Source organism: Teredinibacter turnerae T7901 (assembly GCF_000023025.1).
GTDB lineage: Bacteria > Pseudomonadota > Gammaproteobacteria > Pseudomonadales > Cellvibrionaceae > Teredinibacter > Teredinibacter turnerae_B.
In genome coordinates, this window is record NC_012997.1 from 2,228,962 (window position 1) to 2,249,895 (window position 20,934).

The 20,934-nt window shown below is 49.7% G+C and carries 12 protein-coding genes; 11 read left to right on the forward strand and 1 reads right to left on the reverse strand.

Annotated features, from left to right (window positions below; translation table 11 throughout):
- Nucleotides 1–227: 227 nt before the first annotated feature.
- Entirely contained in the window at nt 228–854 is a 627-nt protein-coding gene (locus TERTU_RS09515; protein ID WP_015818208.1) for a TetR/AcrR family transcriptional regulator, read from the reverse strand.
- A 344-nt stretch (nt 855–1,198) separates the two neighbouring features.
- On the opposite strand from TERTU_RS09515, the gene TERTU_RS09520 reads away from it, so the two are divergent.
- From TERTU_RS09520 to TERTU_RS09570, 11 genes are all read left to right on the forward strand, one after another.
- A complete protein-coding gene (locus TERTU_RS09520; protein ID WP_015818195.1) occupies nt 1,199–2,368 on the forward strand; it encodes an efflux RND transporter periplasmic adaptor subunit in 1,170 nt (389 codons plus the stop codon).
- A gap of 16 nt (nt 2,369–2,384) precedes the next feature.
- Complete coding sequence (locus TERTU_RS09525) at nt 2,385–5,564, forward strand: efflux RND transporter permease subunit (protein ID WP_015817987.1); 3,180 nt, start codon at nt 2,385–2,387, stop codon at nt 5,562–5,564.
- 351 nt (nt 5,565–5,915) lie between these two features.
- Nucleotides 5,916–7,478 carry a hypothetical protein gene (locus tag TERTU_RS09530; protein WP_015818590.1) on the forward strand — a complete coding sequence of 521 codons (1,563 nt, stop codon included), beginning with the start codon at nt 5,916–5,918 and terminating at the stop codon, nt 7,476–7,478.
- Nucleotides 7,479–7,507: 29 nt separating this feature from the next.
- Entirely contained in the window at nt 7,508–12,397 is a 4,890-nt protein-coding gene (locus TERTU_RS09535) for a choice-of-anchor J domain-containing protein (protein WP_041590161.1), read from the forward strand.
- A 348-nt stretch (nt 12,398–12,745) separates the two neighbouring features.
- On the forward strand, nt 12,746–13,549 hold the full coding sequence (gene dkgB, locus TERTU_RS09540; RefSeq protein WP_015819446.1) for a 2,5-didehydrogluconate reductase DkgB: 804 nt from the start codon (nt 12,746–12,748) through the stop codon (nt 13,547–13,549).
- A 482-nt stretch (nt 13,550–14,031) separates the two neighbouring features.
- Nucleotides 14,032–15,099 (forward strand): alkene reductase, encoded by a 1,068-nt coding sequence (locus TERTU_RS09545; protein ID WP_015819209.1) that lies wholly within the window; start codon nt 14,032–14,034, stop codon nt 15,097–15,099.
- 123 nt (nt 15,100–15,222) lie between these two features.
- Nucleotides 15,223–15,975, forward strand: a complete 753-nt coding sequence (locus tag TERTU_RS09550; RefSeq protein WP_015819638.1) for a hypothetical protein — start codon at nt 15,223–15,225, stop codon at nt 15,973–15,975.
- 258 nt (nt 15,976–16,233) lie between these two features.
- Complete coding sequence (locus tag TERTU_RS09555) at nt 16,234–17,259, forward strand: zinc-binding alcohol dehydrogenase family protein (protein WP_015817413.1); 1,026 nt, start codon at nt 16,234–16,236, stop codon at nt 17,257–17,259.
- Nucleotides 17,260–17,826: 567 nt separating this feature from the next.
- On the forward strand, nt 17,827–18,651 hold the full coding sequence (locus TERTU_RS09560; RefSeq protein ID WP_015817959.1) for an HDOD domain-containing protein: 825 nt from the start codon (nt 17,827–17,829) through the stop codon (nt 18,649–18,651).
- 295 nt (nt 18,652–18,946) lie between these two features.
- Nucleotides 18,947–19,984 carry an SDR family oxidoreductase gene (locus TERTU_RS09565; protein ID WP_015818544.1) on the forward strand — a complete coding sequence of 346 codons (1,038 nt, stop codon included), beginning with the start codon at nt 18,947–18,949 and terminating at the stop codon, nt 19,982–19,984.
- Nucleotides 19,981–20,760, forward strand: a complete 780-nt coding sequence (locus TERTU_RS09570; protein ID WP_015817176.1) for an AraC family transcriptional regulator — start codon at nt 19,981–19,983, stop codon at nt 20,758–20,760. Before TERTU_RS09565 ends, TERTU_RS09570 begins: the two co-directional genes overlap by 4 nt.
- Nucleotides 20,761–20,934: the final 174 nt, after the last annotated feature.

The following is a 20,934-nucleotide window of genomic DNA, read 5'->3' on the forward strand; positions in this document are numbered from 1 at the left end:
TTTTACCTGGCAAATAAACGTTTGACAGCGCGCTGACTCAAGAGCGCAAAACTGCGGCGTATCAGCAAATATAGCATAGCGCTTTCACTCAAAAGAGTGATTATGCCCGAATTGGTTCCGCAAATTTTTCCTAACAACAGGTAAATTTCACCTTATAAGCCAAATATTTAGTGGGCAAACTTCATCCCGCGCGCGAAATTTGTGCTTATATCTGGCGGACCTCGGTATCAGGCGTCGTCAAACGGGTCGAACCAATGTTCTTGCTTTAATCCCAAAAGGCGGAATATTGCAGTCGTCATGTCCGTTTTTATTGCGTCGAAGTTGTTTTCAATGCGCGCAAAACTCACCATTCCGTGGAAGTACTGTGCGAACAGGCGGGCAGTAGATTCGGCACATATATCCTTTTCCAGCAAGTCTGCCTGCTTTAACGCTTGAATCAACGCACGATTATAGGTGATAGACCGTTGCAAAATATCCCGCTGAGTTTGCGCAATCGTGGCAAAATCACAACCGAGTTCGCTGGCTGAAAATGTGTAAGAACAATCCCTTACCGTTCCTGCGTCTATATCGAATTTCCGCGAGAATACGAACCGAAGGTAACGTTTGAGCTGCTCAAGGGGAGGGTTCATGGGCGACATGATCTCATCCACCACTTGCTTAGTGGATTGCCACGAGTACTCACTCGCTTGGCAAAATAGCGCCGCCTTAGACTCGAAATGGTGGTAGAAGCTTCCTTTGGTCACACCGGCTTGCTTACAGATTTCGTTCACCCCCACGGCGTTATAATTGCGTCTCCACAACAAATTTAACGCTGTTTCGAGCAGGCGTTCGCGTGTTTCTATGTTATTGGACATGGCACATATATTACCCGTTACTTCCTCGTGAGCCTGATTGGCTTGTGGTCACTGTGACCGCTAGCGGCGATTTTAGTTCTATACCAACCGGTATGTCGGTTTTGTGACACTTCGATTTTAGACGTACCTTAGCACGGAAACATGACTATTTCAGCTGATTTATTTTACTTGAAGTAAGCGTTACAACCTCTTGTTATCAAAAGATAAATAGCAGATTGTGTTACCAACTCACCCAAGACGGGTAACATTTCTGCTTGACGCACATACCGACCGGTATGTACAGTTTGTTCATCTTGTCGACTGGCCTATGCCAGCCCCGCCTGTTCAATCGCCGAGGAATTGTTATGTCACCTAGATACTCGCTCATGGGGCGAGCAGCTATTGCTCACCCTGTATTTCTTACCGTGTTTTCTCTGCTTACCAGTTTTGCCCCCAAACTTTATGCCCAACAAAGCGCTCCGAAAGTTGAAGTGCTCGAGATGAAGGCCAACGAATTGCGCCAATGGAGTGATTTCTCCGGTCGTATCACCGCTGTCGAACGTGTTGACGTGCGCCCCCTCGTGAGTGGACGTATTGAGCAGGTGATGTTCAGTGACGGCGAACTGGTCGAGAAAGGCCAGCTCCTGTTTGTCATCGATCCACGCCCCTTCGAAGCTGCAGTGAAACAGGCTGAAGCCAGTCTGGCAACCGCTAAGGCGAGGGCGCGCCTTACCGGGCAAGACTTGCAGCGTTCCCAGGAGTTGTTGGGCAACAAACTTATCTCGCAAAGCCGTTACGATGAGTCACTCACTGCCGACGATGTCGCGAAAGCCGCCATCTTACAGGCTGAGAGCCAGTTATTAAACGCTAAGCTGGATCTGGAATACGCCCACGTGGTAGCGCCCATCGCGGGTCGTGTTGGCCGTGCGGAGCTAACTGCCGGCAATATTGTTGGAGCAGGTGCCAATGCACCTCTATTAACCACTATTGTTGATCACAAACGGGTTTATGCGGATTTTCGCGTAGACGAGCAAACTTACCTTCATCTGGCTGCAAGCGGCTCAGAATCAAACACGATGCCAGTCACGCTGAGTTTCGGCGAGGGTGCGGAGGCAGGTAGTGGCGACGGTACGCTTAAGGGCAAGCTCTACGCCTTCGACAATCAGCTGGATTCCAACAGCGGGACTATTCGTGCCCGGGCGATCTTTCCGAATGAGAGTGGTCGCTTAGTGCCAGGCATGTTTGCGAACGTGCGAATTGGCTCTGCCAGCAAGCGGGCCGAATACGTGATTCCTGAGCGCGCCATTGGTACTAACCAGGATCGCAAATTCGTTTACGTTGTTGATGCGAACAACACCGTGCAATACCGTGAAGTGAAGCTGGGTGACCAGATTCGCGGCCAGCGTGTCGTGAGAGAAGGGCTCAACTCTGGCGACCGTGTGGTTGTGGGTGGCCTGTCTCGTGTGCGCCCGCAGAGCACAGTAGACCCGGTACCCGTCGATAACGCTGCTGAACTTGCGGCGAACCTTCAATAATTTAAAGGTCTGATGCGTGAATATATCCCGATTTTTCGTGGATCGCCCCATCTTTGCGGGAGTGATTTCACTACTTATTTTCATCTCGGGTTTACTGGCAGTGTTTCAACTGCCAATCTCCGAGTACCCGGAAGTTGCGCCGCCCTCTGTGGTGGTAAACGCATCGTTTCCTGGTGCCAACCCGAAAGTTATCGCTGAAACTGTTGCGCGCCCGCTTGAGGAGCAAATGAGCGGCGTGGAGAACATGATTTATATGTTCTCGCAGGCAACCACTGATGGCCAGATGATGCTGACCGTCACATTCAAAATTGGTACTGACCCGGACCTTGCCCAGCAAATGGTACAGAACCGGGTTTCCCAGGCGTTACCTCGGTTGCCGGAAGTCACCCGCCAGGTTGGCGTTACTGTAACCAAGAGTTCACCTAATCTAACGATGGTGGTTCACCTCACGTCGCCAGATCAACGATATGACGACCTGTTTCTGCGCAACTACGCGGTACTGAGCGTAAAAGATGAGCTGGCGAAGCTCACTGGCGTGGGCATGGTGCGACTCTTTGGCTCCGGTGACTACGCGATGCGTATCTGGCTTAACCCGGATAAGATTGCCGAGTACAACCTGACGTCAACGGATGTGGTTAATGCCATTCGAGAGCAAAATGTGCAGGTGGCGGCCGGAATTATTGGTGGCGCGCCAGTGTCATCCGCGATCGAAGTGCAAATGCCCATCAACGCGAAAGGTCGACTGGAGACTCCAGAGGAATTTGGCAGCATTATTATCAAAGCCGGTCAGCATGGAGAAATCACTCGCTTGCGCGACGTTGCGCGAATAGAGTTGGGGGCTTCCGATTTCGGGCTGAATGCGCTTCTCGACAACAAACCTGCCGTTGCTATTCCCATCTTTCAGGCGCCCGGCGCGAATGCCATCCAGATCTCCGATCAGGTGCGTGCGACCATGAAACGGCTGTCGGAAGACTTTCCTGCAGGTATGAGTTACGAGCTGGTTTACGATCCGACTGTGTTTGTTCGAGGCTCTATCGAGGCGGTTGTTCACACCTTGTTTGAAGCGCTGCTGCTGGTTGTTATTGTGGTCGTCGTGTTTCTGCAGACCTGGAGAGCATCGATTATTCCACTGTTAGCAGTACCGGTTTCTATCGTAGGTACATTTGCGCTGATGCACGTGTTTGGGTTTTCCATTAATACCTTGTCCCTGTTCGGGTTGGTGCTGTCTATCGGTATTGTTGTGGACGATGCGATCGTAGTGGTAGAAAACGTCGAGCGCAATATAGAAGAAGGGCTACACCCGATACAGGCAACCTACAAAGCCATGCAGGAAGTGAGTGGGCCGATTATTGCCATTTCTCTCACCTTGGTGGCGGTGTTCGTGCCTATCGCGTTTGTCAGTGGCCTTACTGGCCAGTTCTACAAACAGTTTGCTCTCACTATTGCGATTTCCACGGTGATATCGGCGGTAAACTCGCTGACACTAAGCCCGGCATTGTCTGCCCTGTTGCTGAAAGATCGCGATGCGCCGAAAGATTTGCTCACTCGCGGCATGGAAAAAGTTTTCGGTCCATTCTTCCGTGGCTTTAACCGGGTATTTGGCGCGAGCTCGAATGGCTATGGCCGCAGCGTACAGCATTTGCTCGGTCGCAAGACCATTATGATGGCAATCTACGCAGGCTTTTTGGCGATTACCTGTTGGGAATTTATCAGCATTCCAAAAGGTTTTGTGCCTCCACAAGATAAGCAATATCTGATCGCCTTTGCTATTTTGCCCGACGGCGCTACGCTCGAGCGTACCCGCCAGGTTATTGAAGATATGGGTGCGATTGGCTTGGAAGAGGAGGGCGTGGCTAACGCTGTTCAGTTCCCGGGCCTTAGCATTAATGGTTTTGTTAACAGTTCCAGTGCTGGCATCGTGTTTTTCCCGCTCACGGATTTCGATGAGCGAACGGACAGCAGCCAGTCTGCGGCCGCCATTGCGCAGCGCTTACAGCAAAAATTCGGCGCTATTGACGAAGCATTTATCGCAATCTTCCCGCCTCCACCTGTGCGTGGACTGGGCACGACTGGCGGCTTCAAGTTGCAAATTGAAGACCGTGCAGGATTGGGCTACGAAGCCCTGGCCGATGTAGTTGCGCAAGCAAGTCAAAAAGCAATGCAGCGCCCAGAGCTAAGTCGTGTGTACTCAAACTACAAGATCAACGTTCCTCAATTATATGCGGATCTCGATCGAACCAAGGCTAAACAGCTTGGCTTGGACTTGCGTGAAATTTTCGAAACCATGCAAATCTATTTAGGTTCGTTGTATATCAACGATTTCAACCAGTTCGGCCGCACCTATCGGGTTATTGCGCAAGCTGACGCGCAGTATCGTGAATCCATCGATGATGCGTTGAATTTAAAAGTGCGTAACAGAGATGGGGATATGGTGCCGCTCGGTTCAGTGGTGCACATATCAGACAGTTATGGCCCGGAGAGTGCGACCCACTATAACGGTTACCTGGCAGCTGATTTAAATGGCGATGCTGCCCCCGGTTACTCGAGTGGTCAGGCGCAGGATGCAATCAGTGAAATTCTGGACGAAGTTTTGCCGCCTGGTATCAGCTATGAATGGACAGATCTCACCTACCAACAAGTGTTGTCGGGTAATACGGCGATCTTTATTTTCCCGCTGTGCCTGATTTTGGTTTTCCTGGTACTCGCTGCCCAGTATGAAAGTGTCGTGTTACCATTGGCCGTAATTCTGGTGGTACCACTTTCGATTCTGGCGGCCCTTGCCGGTGTGTTTATTAGTGGTGGCGACAACAACGTGTTTACTCAGGTCAGCTTGTTTGTGCTGGCTGGCTTAGCCTGTAAAAACGCTATTCTGATTGTGGAGTTCGCACGGGAGTTGGAAATGGAGGGGATGCCGACGCTGAAAGCGGCCATCACAGCCAGCCGTTTACGTCTGCGCCCAATTTTGATGACGTCCTTCGCGTTCATCATGGGTGTGGTGCCTATGGTGTTCTCAACCGGTGCCGGTGCAGAAATGCGCGTTGTGATGGGCATAGCGGTGTTTTCCGGTATGCTGGGAGTCACTGCGTTTGGATTATTCTTTACGCCCATCTTTTACGTGTTGTTGCGCACGCTGGAGAAAAAGTTTCAGAAGTCGCCAGCAGAAAAGCCAACGACGACACAGGCGGAAGCTATCTGATGTTTAAGTGCTAGCCGACCTTAGCGGTTAGCAAGGTTTTTAACCAGTTAATACTTTAACTGTGTTGTTCAACCGGCCACCTTTCACGCGGGTGTGCCGGTTTTTTTATCTCGCAAAAATACGCGTTGCTTGCTGTCCTGCGTTGCATATCTGGTGTCTTTTCATTAGTGGCCGCGAAACCTATTAGTAGTCGCTAAACTGGCGTCAACTGTCCCTCGAATAATTCCAACGGTCGTTTTTCTTGTAAATATTTCCGTGAATTAAGTCAAAGAAATAAAAAATACCTCATACCGTAACATTAGTTCGCTATTGTCCGGGCCAATTGTGTATTCACTATTAGTCGGGCAAATAATGCGTTGGTTTTTTCTAGGGTTATTGGGGTTTATAGATATTTGCAGTGCAACAGCTTTTGCAGCTCAACTGCGCAACGAAGAAGCTGTAATCCCTCCCCAGTGCTACACCAAAACAGAAGGTCAGCACAACCCTTGTTATATCTGCCATCAGAGCCACCCAAAGGGCACGCGCTTAAATACACTGGATGACGGTGTGCTCCAGGCGGCCTATGCCTTTTCCGAGTATGGTGAAACCAACCACTGGAAAAACTTTTTTAAAGACTTTAGCAAGCACACTGCAACCGTTACAGATTCCGCTGTACTTGATTATGTGCGTCAGGATAACTACGCGGCACTCTATTCAGAGCTTACGCCAGCCTCGGGGCAAGGCGCGATTGCATTAAAAGATCTGGGTTCGCCTGACAAGGCATTCGATGACTTGGGCTTTGCTAACGATGGGTCCGGTTGGGTGGCATTTAATTACAAGCCTTTACCGAGTAGCTTCTGGCCGACAAATGGCAGCGCAGATGATGTGATGATCCGCTTGCCGATGTTGTTTCGCCAAACCGAAGACGGCAAATCAAGCCGCACGCTCTATTTGCTTAATTTATCCTTGGTCGAGTTGAGTATTAAAGAGCTCCCCCGAATATCCATTCCGCCTACCGAAGAAGCTGAAATTGGTGTCGACCTGGACGGCGATGGAGCTTTAGGTCGCGCAAATTCCATTGTTTACCGCCAATATTATTTAGGCGCGGCCGCGGGTATCCCGCTACAACGGCAAATGTATCCGAGTGGTACAGAGTTTTTACATACACTTCGCTACCTGGATGTTCGCGATAAAGAGCAGGTGGTAGCGGCCAAACGTGTAAAAGAAATTCGCTATACGAAAAAATACAAGGATCTGTCGGAGCCTGCGATGCGTTATATGTACAACGTAGAGCAGCGTGAAAAAGAGCAGGGACGATTACCCAATTACGCCTGGGCAAAACCGGTTGAAAAAGCCGGGCTAAATAATGGTATGGGCTGGTATGTGCAGAGCTGGCTGGAAGATAAAGAAGGCCGCTTACGCCTGGCAAACTACGAAGAAAATTTTTTCTGCATGGGCTGTCATACCACCGTAGGTACCACCATCGATCAAAGTTTTTCTTTCCCCCGCAAAATCGACGGCGCTAAAGGCTGGGGGTATATCGATCTTGCCGGTATGCCCGATGTGCCCAACCGGAACGAACTCGAAGGGGAGTACCTCACCTATTTTACCCGTACCGGCGGCGGCGATGAATTTCGTCAGAACGAAGAAATGCTAACCCGCTGGTTCGATGACGCCACGCAGGTGGATACCGATCTTGTTAAATCGGCCGATGTAAAGACACTGATAACGCCTTCGCCTGAGCGCGCATTGGCACTAAATAAAGTGTATTGGCAGATCGTTAAAACGCAATCTTTTTCCCAGGGGCGCGATGCGGTGCTGGGTAATAAGCGCAATGTGTTCGACCACATAGACCCAGCCACGGCGCCCGTACTACCGGTAGAAAAAACCTACCACTACGACTTGCGCCTGGACTGGTCCTCTTTCCTTCAATAGCTTTTTCTAATCATAAACCGGGGGTTTCCGTGAAGGTGAATCATTTCAAAGTCGCCGCGCTCTCTGCTGCAATCATGTTATCGGGTTGTGGCTGGAACGACGATGACGACAACTCTTCTGGCAATTCGAGCAGCAGTTCCAGCTCGTCTTCCAGCAGCGCGTCAACCAGTTCGTCCAGTACGAGTTCAACTAGCTCTAGTTCGTCCAGTTCGAGCTCCTCGGGCTCCAGCTCGTCCAGCAGTTCTTCAAGTTCCGGTGGTACGGAAGCACCACGCTATATCAAGTTGTTCGAAGACAATTTCGAATCTGGTAGCCTGAGCAAGTGGACGACTATTAGTCAGGCCAGCGACAAAGACTGGATAACCGAAACTTATGCGGGTGACAAATTTGCTGTGGCAAACTGCTACCAGGGCGACGCAGCGTGTGATGATTGGATGATCTCGCCAGAAATTGACCTCACCAATTTCACCTCGGCAAAAATCACCTTTAATAGCGCATGGAATTACGGTAATAATTCGGCTGACCAGATGAAATTAATGGTCAGTGATGATTATGCGGGCGATCCCGCCACCGCGACCTGGACAGATATCACCGAGTCTGCGAGCTGGTCTGGCGGCGCATTTGAATTTGTCGATTCTGGTGATGTCTCTCTAACGGATTTTGTTGGTAAGCCTGTGGTCGTGGCATTTCATTACGTCGCCCCGGTTCCAGATGCGGCGAAATGGGAAATTGACGATATTCTTATCGACGGCATGGGTACAGGGGATTTCCCGTTAGACGGTGAAATCACGCTACCCGACGAAACCTTTTACGCGAACCGCAGCATCAGTTTTAATGCATCCGCATTTAACGGTGCCGGCGAGCCGTTCACCTACGAGTGGGATTTTGGCGATAACACCGACGCCGCAACTGGCAGCGCAGTTGCACACACCTTTGCTAACCCCGGTGAGTATCAGGTTACCTTAACTATCACCGATAATGCGCAAACTGAAATCGATATTTCCAAGTTTGTTACGGTGGAAACTCAGTCCGCTTACAGCATGCCCGCGAAACAAGGCGATTTCCGTGTAGCGACTTTCAACGCGGGTTTTGATCCTTTTAAGGTCGCGGGTGGTTTGAAAGCGGCTTTCGACAACGGTGACTACGTTAAAGCACAAAAAGTGGCTGAAATTATTCAGCGCACGAACGCCGATGTGCTGCTGTTGAATGAAATTGATGGCAACGACAATATGGCCACAATCAACTCGTTCAGCGAAAACTACTTGAAAGTATCGCAAAACGGTGCGGGTGCCATTACCTATGATTACATTTATACCAACGACTGTAACACCGGTGTGCCCAGCGGTTTCGATCTGAACAACGATGGCTCGGACAATACCGCAGACGACGCTTATGGTTTTGGCGAATACCCAGGAAAATACTGTATGGCGGTATTCTCCAAGTACCCGCTGGACGAAACCAATTCACGGACTTTCCAGCTCTTTAAATGGAAAGACATGCCCGGTGCACTGGAGCCAGAGCTCGACGGTGAAAAATTCTATAGTGCGGCAGAATGGGAAGCCTTCCGTTTATCCTCTAAAACCCATATGGATGTACCGGTCACTATCGGCGGTAAAACTATCCATATATTGGGCTCTCATCCAACGCCGCCCACATTTGACGCCGAAGAAGATCGCAACGGAAAACGCAACGCAGACGAAATTCGACTGTGGGCTGATTACATCGACCCGGCCAAAGGTGGCTATCTTTACGACGACAACAATAGCGCTGGCGTAACCCTGAACGATGGCGATATGTTTATTATTGTTGGCGACGAAAATGCGTCCAGTGTTGAAGGCGATGCATATATTTTCGACGACGACTCCCGCGCAATCGATCAGCTTTTGGATTCACCCTACGTGAACCCGAATTTGCGTGAAGACAGCGCTAACTTCCAAGTGCCTACCAGTGTGGGTGGTGCAGAAAATTCACCTGCAAATCTCTACGGAACCAGCCATACCGCAGGATGGGCGATGCGCGCAGATTATGTGTTGCCATCCGCACAGGGAATGCGTATTAAGCAAAACGGCGTATTCTGGCCGCGTCACTCAGACAATTTGCATTATCTGGTAGAAGCGGTTGATGCTACTGATGTCGAAAGCTCTGACCACCGCTTGGTCTGGATGGACCTTGAGTTTTTCGATGGCAAAGTTGTTGATCCAGAAACCCAACAGCCCGCCGCTGACAAAACAGTAATTTTTGAAGACAGCTTCACTGGAACCGATCTCGCAGGTTGGACCGTCATCGACAATGGCGAGGCCAGCCTGAATTGGCAACAGAGCAGTTATTCCGGTGTGAATTACGCTGCGGCTAACTGTTATAAAGGTGCCGAAGCCTGTGACGACTGGATGCTGCGCGAGCTGGATTTGAGTTCGGCCAGTAACGCAGTTCTGTCATTCCGCAATGCCTACAAGTACGGAAAGAACAGTGTCGAGCAAATATCTGTTCTGGTTGCGACTGACTACAATGGCGATGTTGCATCGGCTAGCTGGGTTGAATTGAGTGATAAGGCCACTTGGTCTTCCGGTGAATTTGCTTGGGCAGACTCTGGTGAAATCGATTTGTCCGCCTACGATGGCCAAACTATTACACTGGCGTTTCACTACAGTACCGAAGTAGCTGACGCGGCGTCTTGGGAAATTACCGATATTAAAGTGGAGTCTGATCTTGCGCCTTATGCGGAAGATGATTTTAGTCAGGGCATCGTCAATTGGACGGCCGTGTCCACTACGGTAGACGGTCAGGACTGGGTCGACGGTTCAGCGAATGGCAGTACATTTGCGAAAGTGTCCTGCTATCAGGGAACAGCAGCCTGTGATGATTGGTTAGTGCGGACAGTTGATCTGTCGAAAGCGGTTAACCCCGTGCTGAATTTCGACAACGCATCCAACTACGGCGACGATCCTCGCACTCAGATTGCACTGATGGTTTCTGCTAACTATTCCGGCGATGTAACCACCACACAGTGGACTAATCTGTCGGCAAAGGTTAACTGGACCGAAGGCAAATCCTGGACGTTTGTTAATTCCGGTGATATTGATTTGTCTGAATTTGTCGGTGCCAACCTCACGATCGCATTCCATTACACCTCGGTGACTGGCAAGCCTTCATCCACCTGGGAAATTGCGAATTTCTCGGTGGTAGAAGCCCAGGTTCAAAGTGGCGATACGAAAGGCGGCACCGTGCTGGCGGATGTCGGCCCAGGTGACGTGATCAATACCATCAATGAGCGCCAAACAGGTGAGTTAGCGTTCAGCGGTATCGCGCCTCCTGCGGATCCAACTGAGGAAAATCAGATACTTGCAAGCAGTGCAGCAACCTTAGACGGCAATGCAATAGCTGGCTTCGGTTACACCACCTTGGCGAAATCTGGTCAACTGGTTGATGGCAATGTTTACGCGCAGGTAAATGATAAGTTCGGCACGCCGCTGTTTGTGTCCAACTACAACGAGTTTACGTCCTTTATTACCCGTGGTGATCGTCTGTTTGCGATTTCTCAGTACGAAAATATTCCTGGTGGGATGTCTTTGTCCGAATTGCAGCAAGATGCGACTACTGGTCAGTTGAACATGATTTCCACGCGTGCGATTGACTTTGCTGACGTGCACGGTGGCTACAACCACTGTGCGGCTATGGTAACGCCTTGGGATACTCACCTGGGTTCTGAAGAGTATGAGCCGGATTACCGTTTGCGTTCCGCTGCCACTGGCGAAATCGACAGTTACTACAACCAGATTGGCGATTACCATTCAGATCTGGCGCTGACCGAAATCAACCCCTATTGGTACGGCTATGCGGTTGAAGTGGATATCGAAATCGATGGCGACAACGTTACCGACACCGTGACCAAGCACTACGCGATGGGCCGTTTGGCGATCGAACTTGCTTACGCCATGCCGGATGAAAAAACCGTGTACCTCACAGACGATGGCACTAACGGTGGTTTGTTCCTGTTTATCGCAGATGTACCTACCGACCTGAGTTCCGGTAGCTTGTATGCGATGAAGTGGAACCAGACCGCGGCCGACAGTGCTGACAATGCGGGTATGGGGGCTGCTGATATCGAATGGCTGCCAATGGGCCATGCGACGGATGCAGATATCAAAGCCATGATCGAGGGCGACACTGCTTTGACCTTCGACGATATCTTTTCCGCTGTTGCGCCAACCGGTAACCAGTGTATGTTGGGTTACACCTCCATCAACCATAAGGGTACGCAGGAGTGTTTGAAGCTTAACGCTGGTATGGAACTGGCAGCCTCGCGATTGGAAACACGTCGTTATGCCGCCTACCTGGGCGCTACAGTGGAAATGCGCAAGGAAGAAGGCATTACTTACAATCCGCACAATCACAAAATGTACTTGGCGATTTCCGATATCGACAACGGTATGCTGGCTGGCAACAGCGCAGACGTTGGCGGCCCCGATCACATGAAGATTGGTACCAAAAACGACTGTGGTGGTTTGTACGAAATGTCTCTGGGTAGTAATGCCGCGATTGGTTCTGACTATGTTGTTGGTGCGATGACCGGTCTTATCGCTGGTGTACCAGAGGGTTCGCAATGTGACATCGACAACCTGGCTGGTCCAGATAACGTTGCTTATATCGGTTACAACACCCTGATCATCACCGAAGATACGGACGATCACGACAATAACTTTGTGTGGGCGTACGACCTTAACGCAAAATCACTCACGCGCATTTTCTCTGCGCCAAGTGGTGCTGAGAATACCGGGCCTTATATGTTTAACGACATTAACGGGTTCTCCTATATCTCCACCGTTGTTCAGCATCCGGCCGGCGAGTCGGTTGATCCGCAACCAGGCAACGAGGCGGAAATTGGCTACTTTGGACCAATTCCAGCGCCAGTGCTGCCCTAAGCTGGAAATTCGCCTGTGGTCGACGACGTTGACTGCATGGTGAAACACCTTTAGGCGCATAAAAGAACCGGCCATTTGGCCGGTTTTTTTTTGTGATAAACAGGCCGTGGGTTTAATCTGAACTGACTATCCGCTGGATTGTCGGAATAAAACATCGCTCGCGCGTAATTCGACACGGGTGGAGCAATTGATGTCGGTGAGTCCTGGTAATGCTGTATCGATAAATGCGTGTTAACAGGCTCCGGCACTTTAAATATCCGCTCGAGACCCAAATATTGCTGGATCAACAACTTTGATTATTCAGCGTCTAAAATTTGCGCGGTTAACAACCAGAGATATGAGGTTTTTATGCAAGAAATTCCAGCGTTAGGTATGGGTACATACCGTTTAAAAGATGATGTCGCTTACGCTTCAGTGACTACCGCGTTGAATCTGGGGTATCGACATATTGATACCGCGCAGCTTTACGAAAACGAAGAAGCCGTAGGTCGCGCCATTGCCGATAGCGATGTATCGCGCGACGAACTATTTATTACCACCAAAGTTTGGATGGATAAGTTTTCGGAAGAAAAATTTTTGCCCAGTGTGGAAGAAAGCCTGACCAAACTGCAATTAGATCGAGTGGATTTATTGTTGGTGCATTGGCCGGACGAATCCGGCGCTGTTGCCATGGAAGATTACTTGGCGCAGTTGAAGGCCGCGCAAGATAAGGGTTACACCAAGCATATCGGGGTTTCCAATTTCACCAACGCCCAGTTAGACCAAGCGATTTCCATTCTGGGAGAAGGCGTGATCTACACCAATCAGGTCGAAGTACAGCCTTTCCTGCAAAACCAGAAGGTGATTGCGCATTGTAAAGAGCGCAACGTTCGCGTTACCGGATATATGCCGTTGGCGGTTGGCAAGGTCATGGATAATGCGGTATTGCAAGATATCGCCAGCGAGTTGGACGTGTCTCCGGCACAGGTTGCTCTGGCGTGGCAATTTGCGCAAGGCCTCATCACCATTCCATCGTCTACCAAAGAAAGCCATCTGCAGTCCAATCTGGACGCGCAAAAGATTTCACTCACCGATGAGCACATGAAAGCCATTGCGACTCTGGAATGTAATGACCGCATTGCCAATCCGGACTTCGCGCCCAAGTGGGATTAATCGCTTTTTGACTCAGTGGCGCAGCATTTACGCCAAGCGAGCGGTTCGGTATCCAACACTGGTTTTGAGGTTAAGTTTCGCGTGAGGCATGCTTGCGTGCCCAGCGGGAACTTCAATGAATTACGAGAGCGCAAGCTGTCTATTTTCACTCTGAGAGTTTTAACGGCATTGCCAAACCTTGTGAGCAAAAACGCGCTTGCGCAACACTACCGCTTGTGGCGTTTATTTGGCCTGGCATCATCAGGTGAACCCGTGTTACACCGTTAAGCAATTTTAGTTTTGTGGAAAATGTGGATTTGGCGGCTGCGCCAGTCATCGCCTTTTCAGTTTTCTCCGTAAACGTTTTACCTTATCTCCTGTTGAGGTACGCAACTCCTATACGTGCAAACGATCTAGCGGCACCACAGCTTTAATTGGTTATTGGTGAAAAGATTCCTAAGCACGTTTTACCCACAATTTGTTAATTATTTGTGAGGACATAAATGACAGACCTATTTTCCCCAATCAAATTCGGCGCGGTAGAAGCCAGCAACCGCGTACTTATGGCGCCACTGACCCGCTGTCGTGCGGACGCGGACCATGTTCCTACAGAGATGATGGCTACCTATTATGCGCAGCGCGCGTCTTCCGGCTTGTTAATTGCCGAAGCTACCATGGCAATGGAAGGTTGCTCGGCGTTCTGGCGTGAACCTGGCATCCATTCCGATGCACAGGTCGAGGGCTGGAAGAAAGTCACCGATGCGGTGCACGCAAAAGGCGGCAAAATATTCCTCCAGATCTGGCATGGAGGCCGCGCCTGCCATCCGGCACTGAACGACGGCAAGCAACCCGTAGCGCCGAGTGAAATCGCCATTACTAATGACACCGTTCACACCCCGGAGGGCAAGCAAAACTATACCGTGCCGCGCGCTCTGAGCGACGACGAAATTCCAGCCATTATTGCCGGTTTTAAAAAAGCCGCAGAAAACGCTAAAGCCGCGAACTTTGACGGCGTAGAAGTGCATGGCGCCAATGGCTACCTGTTGGACGAGTTCCTACGTGACGGTGCCAATCTCCGTGAAGGCCCATACGGTGGCAGTATGGAAAATCGCGCGCGCTTGCTGCTCGAGGTTATTGAGGTGGTGAGCGATGTGTGGGGTAGCGATCATGTTGGTGTGCGCTTATCGCCATTAAACAGTTTTAACAGCATGAAAGACAGCGACCCTGTTGGCCTTATCACCTGGCTGGCGGCTAAGCTCAACGACTACGACCTGGCATATCTGCATCTTATGCGCAGCGACTTCCTCGGCGAGCAGTCTGCTGATGTCGTTACTCCCGCCCGCGAGCATTATAAAGGCACGCTTATTGTCAATATGGGTTACGGCGCTGAGGAGGCTGCAGACGCAGTTGCCAGTGGAAAAGCCGACGCGGTAGCTTTTGGTGTACCTTTTATCGCCAACCCGGATTTACCCGAACGATTAAAAGCGGGCGCAGAATTGAACGAAGCCAACCCAGACACCTTTTACACCCAAGGCGAGGAGGGTTACATCGATTACCCCGCCATGAGTTAGGTCCATCGAGGAACAACACCTTAGACGCCCACATGGTTTGCCTGTGTGGGCGTTTTCGTTTTTGAAATAGCCTTCTACACTCAGAGTGAGCATTTTATGATCACTCAAAAAGGAGGTTCTTGCATGAGCGATTACATCATAGGTGGCTGGACCCAAAACCCGACTAATACTGCCCCCAACAGCTTCGCCGTTACCCAGTACGGTATGATCACCAACCTGCCAGACCTTACATCAGGTACCAGTACGTCACCTGGCTGGAGCCCACGACGGGTAAAAGCGCCACAAAACCCGGGTACGGTGATGTGGACCTACGGTGGAGGCGGTGCACTGCCGGATAAAATGCCTAAAACCCCGCAGGAGCTGGATGCGATTGTGGATGCCACGCTGGACAATCAATGGGGCGGAGTGGATTTCGACGATGAGTCCAATATGAACGTGGAAAATATTATCGACGTCATGACCAAACTGAAATCCGCCAACAAACAAACCAGCTACACATTTTTAGCCGGCTGGGATTACAACAATCCGCAGTCGTCCAATGCCGGCAAGGCGACCAATCTGAAGGTAGAGGCGATTGCCAAAGCGGGTGTCGCCGACCGCTTCTGCCTTATGTGCTATGCAGCCAGTATGTGGAATATGAACACTATTATCGCCAACGTTGGGCCAGCATTAGACCGCACGCTGGCCTTAGGCGCGCCGGCAAAATCCATCATCCTTGCGCTGACGCGGCGAGGACTCAACCAGGAAAATCTCAACTATTTTATCGAGCAGGTGACATCGAGATCACTAGGTGGCCTGTTTATCTGGGACTACACGGCTCTCTCCCCGAACTACCTGAAAACGATTGAGTCAGAACTTTTGCAAACACAGCAGTAATTTCCGCTGCAGGGGGTTGCGTGTGGCGTAAAATACATCGCGCTCACCTGACCTGTCGTATGCTTTTGTCGGTGCAATTTTCGCCGTGGCCAGCCATGGCGCGAAACTTAAGCATACCTTTTCGTTAGACCTGTTGCCTCATCGGCGCCAGCCCCCAATGGAGCGAAACGCCTGTATTCTTTCGAGCCCGCTTGAGATTCGAAAGTATCGTTTGGGCTGCCCTCGAATAACAGCAACACGAACTCTCTGGAGAAATTAATGAAAGCCATTGGCTACACCGCCTGTTTACCCATCACTGACGAAGCTGCCTTACAAGACATTGAGCTGCCTAAACCGGATGTGAGCGGGCGCGACCTTCTAATTAAGATTGATGCTATTAGCGTTAACCCGGTGGACTACAAAATTCGCCAAAACGTAGCTGCAGAAGAAGGCAGTTACAAAGTACTTGGCTGGGACGCCGTTGGCACAGTCGTAGAAAAAGGCCCAGACGCCGAGCTGTTCAATGTTGGTGATCGTGTGTTTTATGCCGGTGACCTTACCCGCCCGGGTACCAATGCAGAATACCAATTGGTAGACGAGCGTATAGTGGGAAACCAGCCTAAGAATGTATCTAACAGTGAAGCGGCAGCACTGCCCTTAACGGCCATTACCGCCTGGGAAATGCTGTTCGAGCATCTCGCTATTAAGCAAGCGTCGGAACAAGGTAAAGCCTCTGCGAACGACGTTCTGCTCATTGTGGGCGCGGCCGGAGGTGTCGGTTCGATTCTTATACAGCTGGCGAAGCGCTTAACCGGTGCAACCGTGATAGCAACGGCATCGCGCGACGCTACCCAAACTTGGGTAAAAGAATTGGGCGCAGACTATGTAGTAGACCACAGCAAACCGCTGGTCGATCAAATAAATGCTCTAGATATCGCGCCGGTCACCCACGTAGCAAGCCTTACCAACACGGGCGACTATATTGACAGTTACATCGAGCTACTAAAACCTATGGGTAAGATTGCCGTGATCGACGATCCCGCCACCCTCGACGTCACCAAATTAAAACGCAAGAGTCTTTCCCTGCACTGGGAATTTATGTTCACCCGTTCCATGTTTGCCACCGATGACATGATTGAACAGCATAAATTGCTCAATCAGGTGTCTGCGCTGGTAGACGAAGGCACCATAAAAACCACTCAGGCTAACCATATGGGCACTATTAACGCCGCAAATCTGCGCAAGGCGCATGAACTGCTCGAGAGTGGTCGTTCAGTTGGCAAGATTACATTGGAAGGTTTTTAAGGCTTTGCATTAAGCCTGTTAATACCCGCCAGTTGCATTTGTGTGATTGGCAGAAATATTTGGACAATAACGCAAGGAAGCGTTTTCATAACGTTTAAATGGCTTTCCGTAAATAGCTTCCCGATATAGCTAAGCGCTCATTTTTACCCGCGTAGCGCTTGGCGTTTTTGCATGACGTCATCGGTTGATGCATTTTTATGATCAAACTTTCTCGCCGAAATCTCTCGCCAAACTTTATTGTCAAGCACTTAGCTGACTTTAAGTAGCGTGTCGGAATTTAAAAAGAAAATAAATACTACCTGTGTACTTCATTTTGGGAGGCGTCGGGACACGCATATCGTCGATATCCTATTTGAAATAGGTTTTTCATTGGTCACCGCTTAAAGTTCTATGAGTGCGCGTAAATGTATCTATGCCATTTGCCGCTAGTACGACAGCGTTTTATATACCATTTGTTCTCGTTGAAAGGCACTATATAACAATCAGGTTATATCAATTCGCCTCCTACCTGGCTTTTTGCTAACTATACTCAGATGTAGCTTCGATATTCCATAGTTAGGTGTCCTTATGCCACATAGCGCTCTGTTTAAAGAGATTCACAACATTCCGGCTATTCCTAAAGTTATTCAAGAGCTAATCGACGATTTCGGTGACGACAAGTCTAACGCTGATGATATTAGTAAAAAAATTCAAATGGATGCTTCCATATCTTTGAAAGTGATGAGGCTTGCCAATTCCGCCCGCTATGGCGCTGGTAGAAAAGTCAATTCTATTGATTCCGCTATCGTGTTATTAGGGCAGGAAGCATTAAAAACGCTGGTGATAGCCTCAGGCGTAACATCGGCCTGTAAGGACGTGCCCGGGGTGGATAAAAGGAAGTTTTGGCGAAAATCTTTTACCGTCGCAAATATCTGTAAACTGGTTGGGCGTCTCTCGAAGGTCAACCCTGAAGTCGCGTTTACTTGTGGTATGTTACACAATATCGGCGACGTATTACTTTATATAGCCCATACAGACACCATGGCGCGTATCGATAAAATGGTTGAAAGCGGTGCTGACAAGGCGGATTTGCAGGATAATCAGTTTGGCTACAACTATATGATTGTCGGTGCGGAATTAGCACGTAAGTGGAATTTTCCAGACGAAATAGTTTCGGCGATTAGATTCCAAAAGTCGCCGGAAGAAGCGCCCGAAGAAAACTTGTTCGCGTACGTCACCAATATATCGGCAATGCTCTACCAACAATTCGAGCAAGGGAAAGAAAAGGAAGACATACTGAGCCAGTTTCCCACGGAAAAAGCGGGAAAATTGAACATCGACTTGCTTGATCTTTTTGAAAAACTCGTTGAGATGTATGAGTCGGAAGACGATATAGAGGCTTTTATAGAGTAAACCTTTCTATTGGTCGTGTCATTAACCGGGCGTTTAGCTCGGGTTGCAGTAGAGTGCTGCTGTAATCCATTCGCTCGCAAGTGGCGTCTTGCTTGATATTCAAATCTTGGTTTGCTCTTGCACCCAGCGGGATTCAGTCTTTTGCGACACTTCCGCTAGAAACCGCGTTGAGTTTTTTGTTGGGGTTCTAATCACTTCCGCTTGCATTTTGGACTTTTAAACAAACCTGCGGCCACCTGTGTAGTGATACTCTTTGCAGTATCTGATTAATTATCTATACAGTAGGGTTTAGGGTATGAAAACGCGTGTTCTTGTCACGGGCGGCAATGGCTTCGTCGCTACAGAGTGCATTGCGCAACTACTGCGCCAGGGATTTTCTGTTCGCGCAACGGTACGAAGTGAGCATAAGGCACAGGTGCTACGTGAGACCTTGACATCAGTAATGTCAGACAAAAATTTGGACATCGAGTTTGTTCAGGCCGACCTTACTTCAGATCAAAATTGGGATCTTGCAGCGCAAGAATGCCAATATGTGTTGCATGTGGCTTCGCCAATTTCCCTCCAGTTACCTAAAAATGCGGATGAAATGATCAAACCTGCGGTCGATGGCACCTTGCGCGTGTTGAAGGCCGCACAAGCCGCTGGGGTAGCCAGGGTGGTACTGACGTCTAATTTCGGTGCTGTTGGGTACAGTCAAAAAGATAGGTCGAAATTGATAACCGAGGCGTGCTGGACAGACCCCAACGAGAAAGGTCTGTCCGCCTACAATAAGTCCAAGGTCCTTGCCGAACGTGCGGCTTGGGACTACGTGCAATCAAATGAAGTAGATCTGGAACTAAATGTGGTTAACCCTATGGGCATCTTCGGGCCCGCCATCGGCAATGAGTTGTCTAGCGGGTTTGGTTTGTTGCAGCAGCTGATGATGGGGCAAATGAAGCGTCTACCCGACATCCGGTTGGGCATTGTAGACGTTCGAGATGTTGCCAGGTTGCATATACTCGCGATGCTAGAACCCGCGGTAAGCGGCGAGCGCTTTTTGGCTCTGTCAGGCGGCACTCTCTCTATTACCGAAATAGCGGTTCTTCTTAAAAAGGAATTTCCATTCCACACTAAGAAAATGTCGACTAAACCCCTGCCAACATTATTGCTAAAATTTTTGGCGCTATTCAATAAAAGAGCTAAAAGTATTCGGCCGTTGGTGGGGATCTATCGCGAAGCCAGTAATGCGAAAGCGCGTACTATGCTCGGCTGGCAGCCCAGGTCCAACGAAGAGGCCATACTCTCGAGCGCTCAGTCCATGATAGAGCATGGGGTTCTTGCAGGTACGAAATGAAGTACACAAATATTGTATCTTGTCACATTGGGCCGGATATCTCGCCAGAAAACTTTATTTCGGAGCACATATTCGTCTTTCTTTTAAAAGGTAAAATTGAGGGCTTTGACGGTCATCGAAAACACATATTGAATGTGGGCGAGTGCTGCTTGATCACTAGAAACAGTCTTGCGCGTTACAGTAAATATAAATACGGGAGTGACTTCGAAAAAGTTGTGGCCATCTTGGACGCGGGCTATCTTAGGGATTACATGTCGCGTTACAAGTTGGCGGCGCCCGATCGATCACTTGCGCCGACCTTCATTGAGATCCCCCCGAGCGCTAAACTTGTCGGCTTTATAGAAAGTCTTGAGCCTGGTAACACCGCCTTGGCGGATTCTTACCATATTCGAGACGCGCTCTTGAGTATTCTTCTAAACGACCAACCAGGCCTTTATAATGTTTTATTCGATTTTCATGCCCCCGGTAAAGCAGATCTTCAGGCTTTTATTCATCAGAATTACAAGTTCAAGGCCAGTCTCGCACAGCTAGCGCATTTAAGCGGGCGCAGCTTGTCCGCCTTCAAGCGGGATTTTTATGCCACTTTCGGTGAAACCCCGGGACGCTGGCTAACGAAACGTCGGCTTGATGAGGCACGCTTTTTACTGGAGCAGCAATCAATAGCGCCATCACACCTGTATTTGGAATTGGGGTTCGAGAACCTCTCTCATTTCTCTCATGCCTACAAGAAACGATTTGGTTACCCACCTAGCCATACTCCGAATGGATCTAAATAAATAGCCGTAGAGAATTTATTTTACGTTTCAAGCTGCCAGGCACACTGAAATTCGTATGATTTTCGCACTTTCTGTGCTTCAATTTATATTTGAGGGCGAGCGTGCGGAATCGCGTGTTGTGGGTAAAGTATATTTAATATGCCATCTGTGTGAGCACTGCAACTAACTGGGTTC

What these genes read in the sequence shown, in the direction of transcription:
- TERTU_RS09515 (WP_015818208.1), bottom strand. Translation starts at nt 854, where the DNA reads ATGTCCAATAACATAGAAACACGCGAACGCCTGCTCGAAACAGCGTTA.
- TERTU_RS09520 (WP_015818195.1), top strand. Translation starts at nt 1,199, where the DNA reads ATGTCACCTAGATACTCGCTCATGGGGCGAGCAGCTATTGCTCACCCT.
- TERTU_RS09530 (WP_015818590.1), top strand. Translation starts at nt 5,916, where the DNA reads ATGCGTTGGTTTTTTCTAGGGTTATTGGGGTTTATAGATATTTGCAGT.
- dkgB (WP_015819446.1), top strand. Translation starts at nt 12,746, where the DNA reads ATGCAAGAAATTCCAGCGTTAGGTATGGGTACATACCGTTTAAAAGAT.
- TERTU_RS09545 (WP_015819209.1), top strand. Translation starts at nt 14,032, where the DNA reads ATGACAGACCTATTTTCCCCAATCAAATTCGGCGCGGTAGAAGCCAGC.
- TERTU_RS09550 (WP_015819638.1), top strand. Translation starts at nt 15,223, where the DNA reads ATGAGCGATTACATCATAGGTGGCTGGACCCAAAACCCGACTAATACT.
- TERTU_RS09555 (WP_015817413.1), top strand. Translation starts at nt 16,234, where the DNA reads ATGAAAGCCATTGGCTACACCGCCTGTTTACCCATCACTGACGAAGCT.
- TERTU_RS09560 (WP_015817959.1), top strand. Translation starts at nt 17,827, where the DNA reads ATGCCACATAGCGCTCTGTTTAAAGAGATTCACAACATTCCGGCTATT.
- TERTU_RS09565 (WP_015818544.1), top strand. Translation starts at nt 18,947, where the DNA reads ATGAAAACGCGTGTTCTTGTCACGGGCGGCAATGGCTTCGTCGCTACA.
- TERTU_RS09570 (WP_015817176.1), top strand. Translation starts at nt 19,981, where the DNA reads ATGAAGTACACAAATATTGTATCTTGTCACATTGGGCCGGATATCTCG.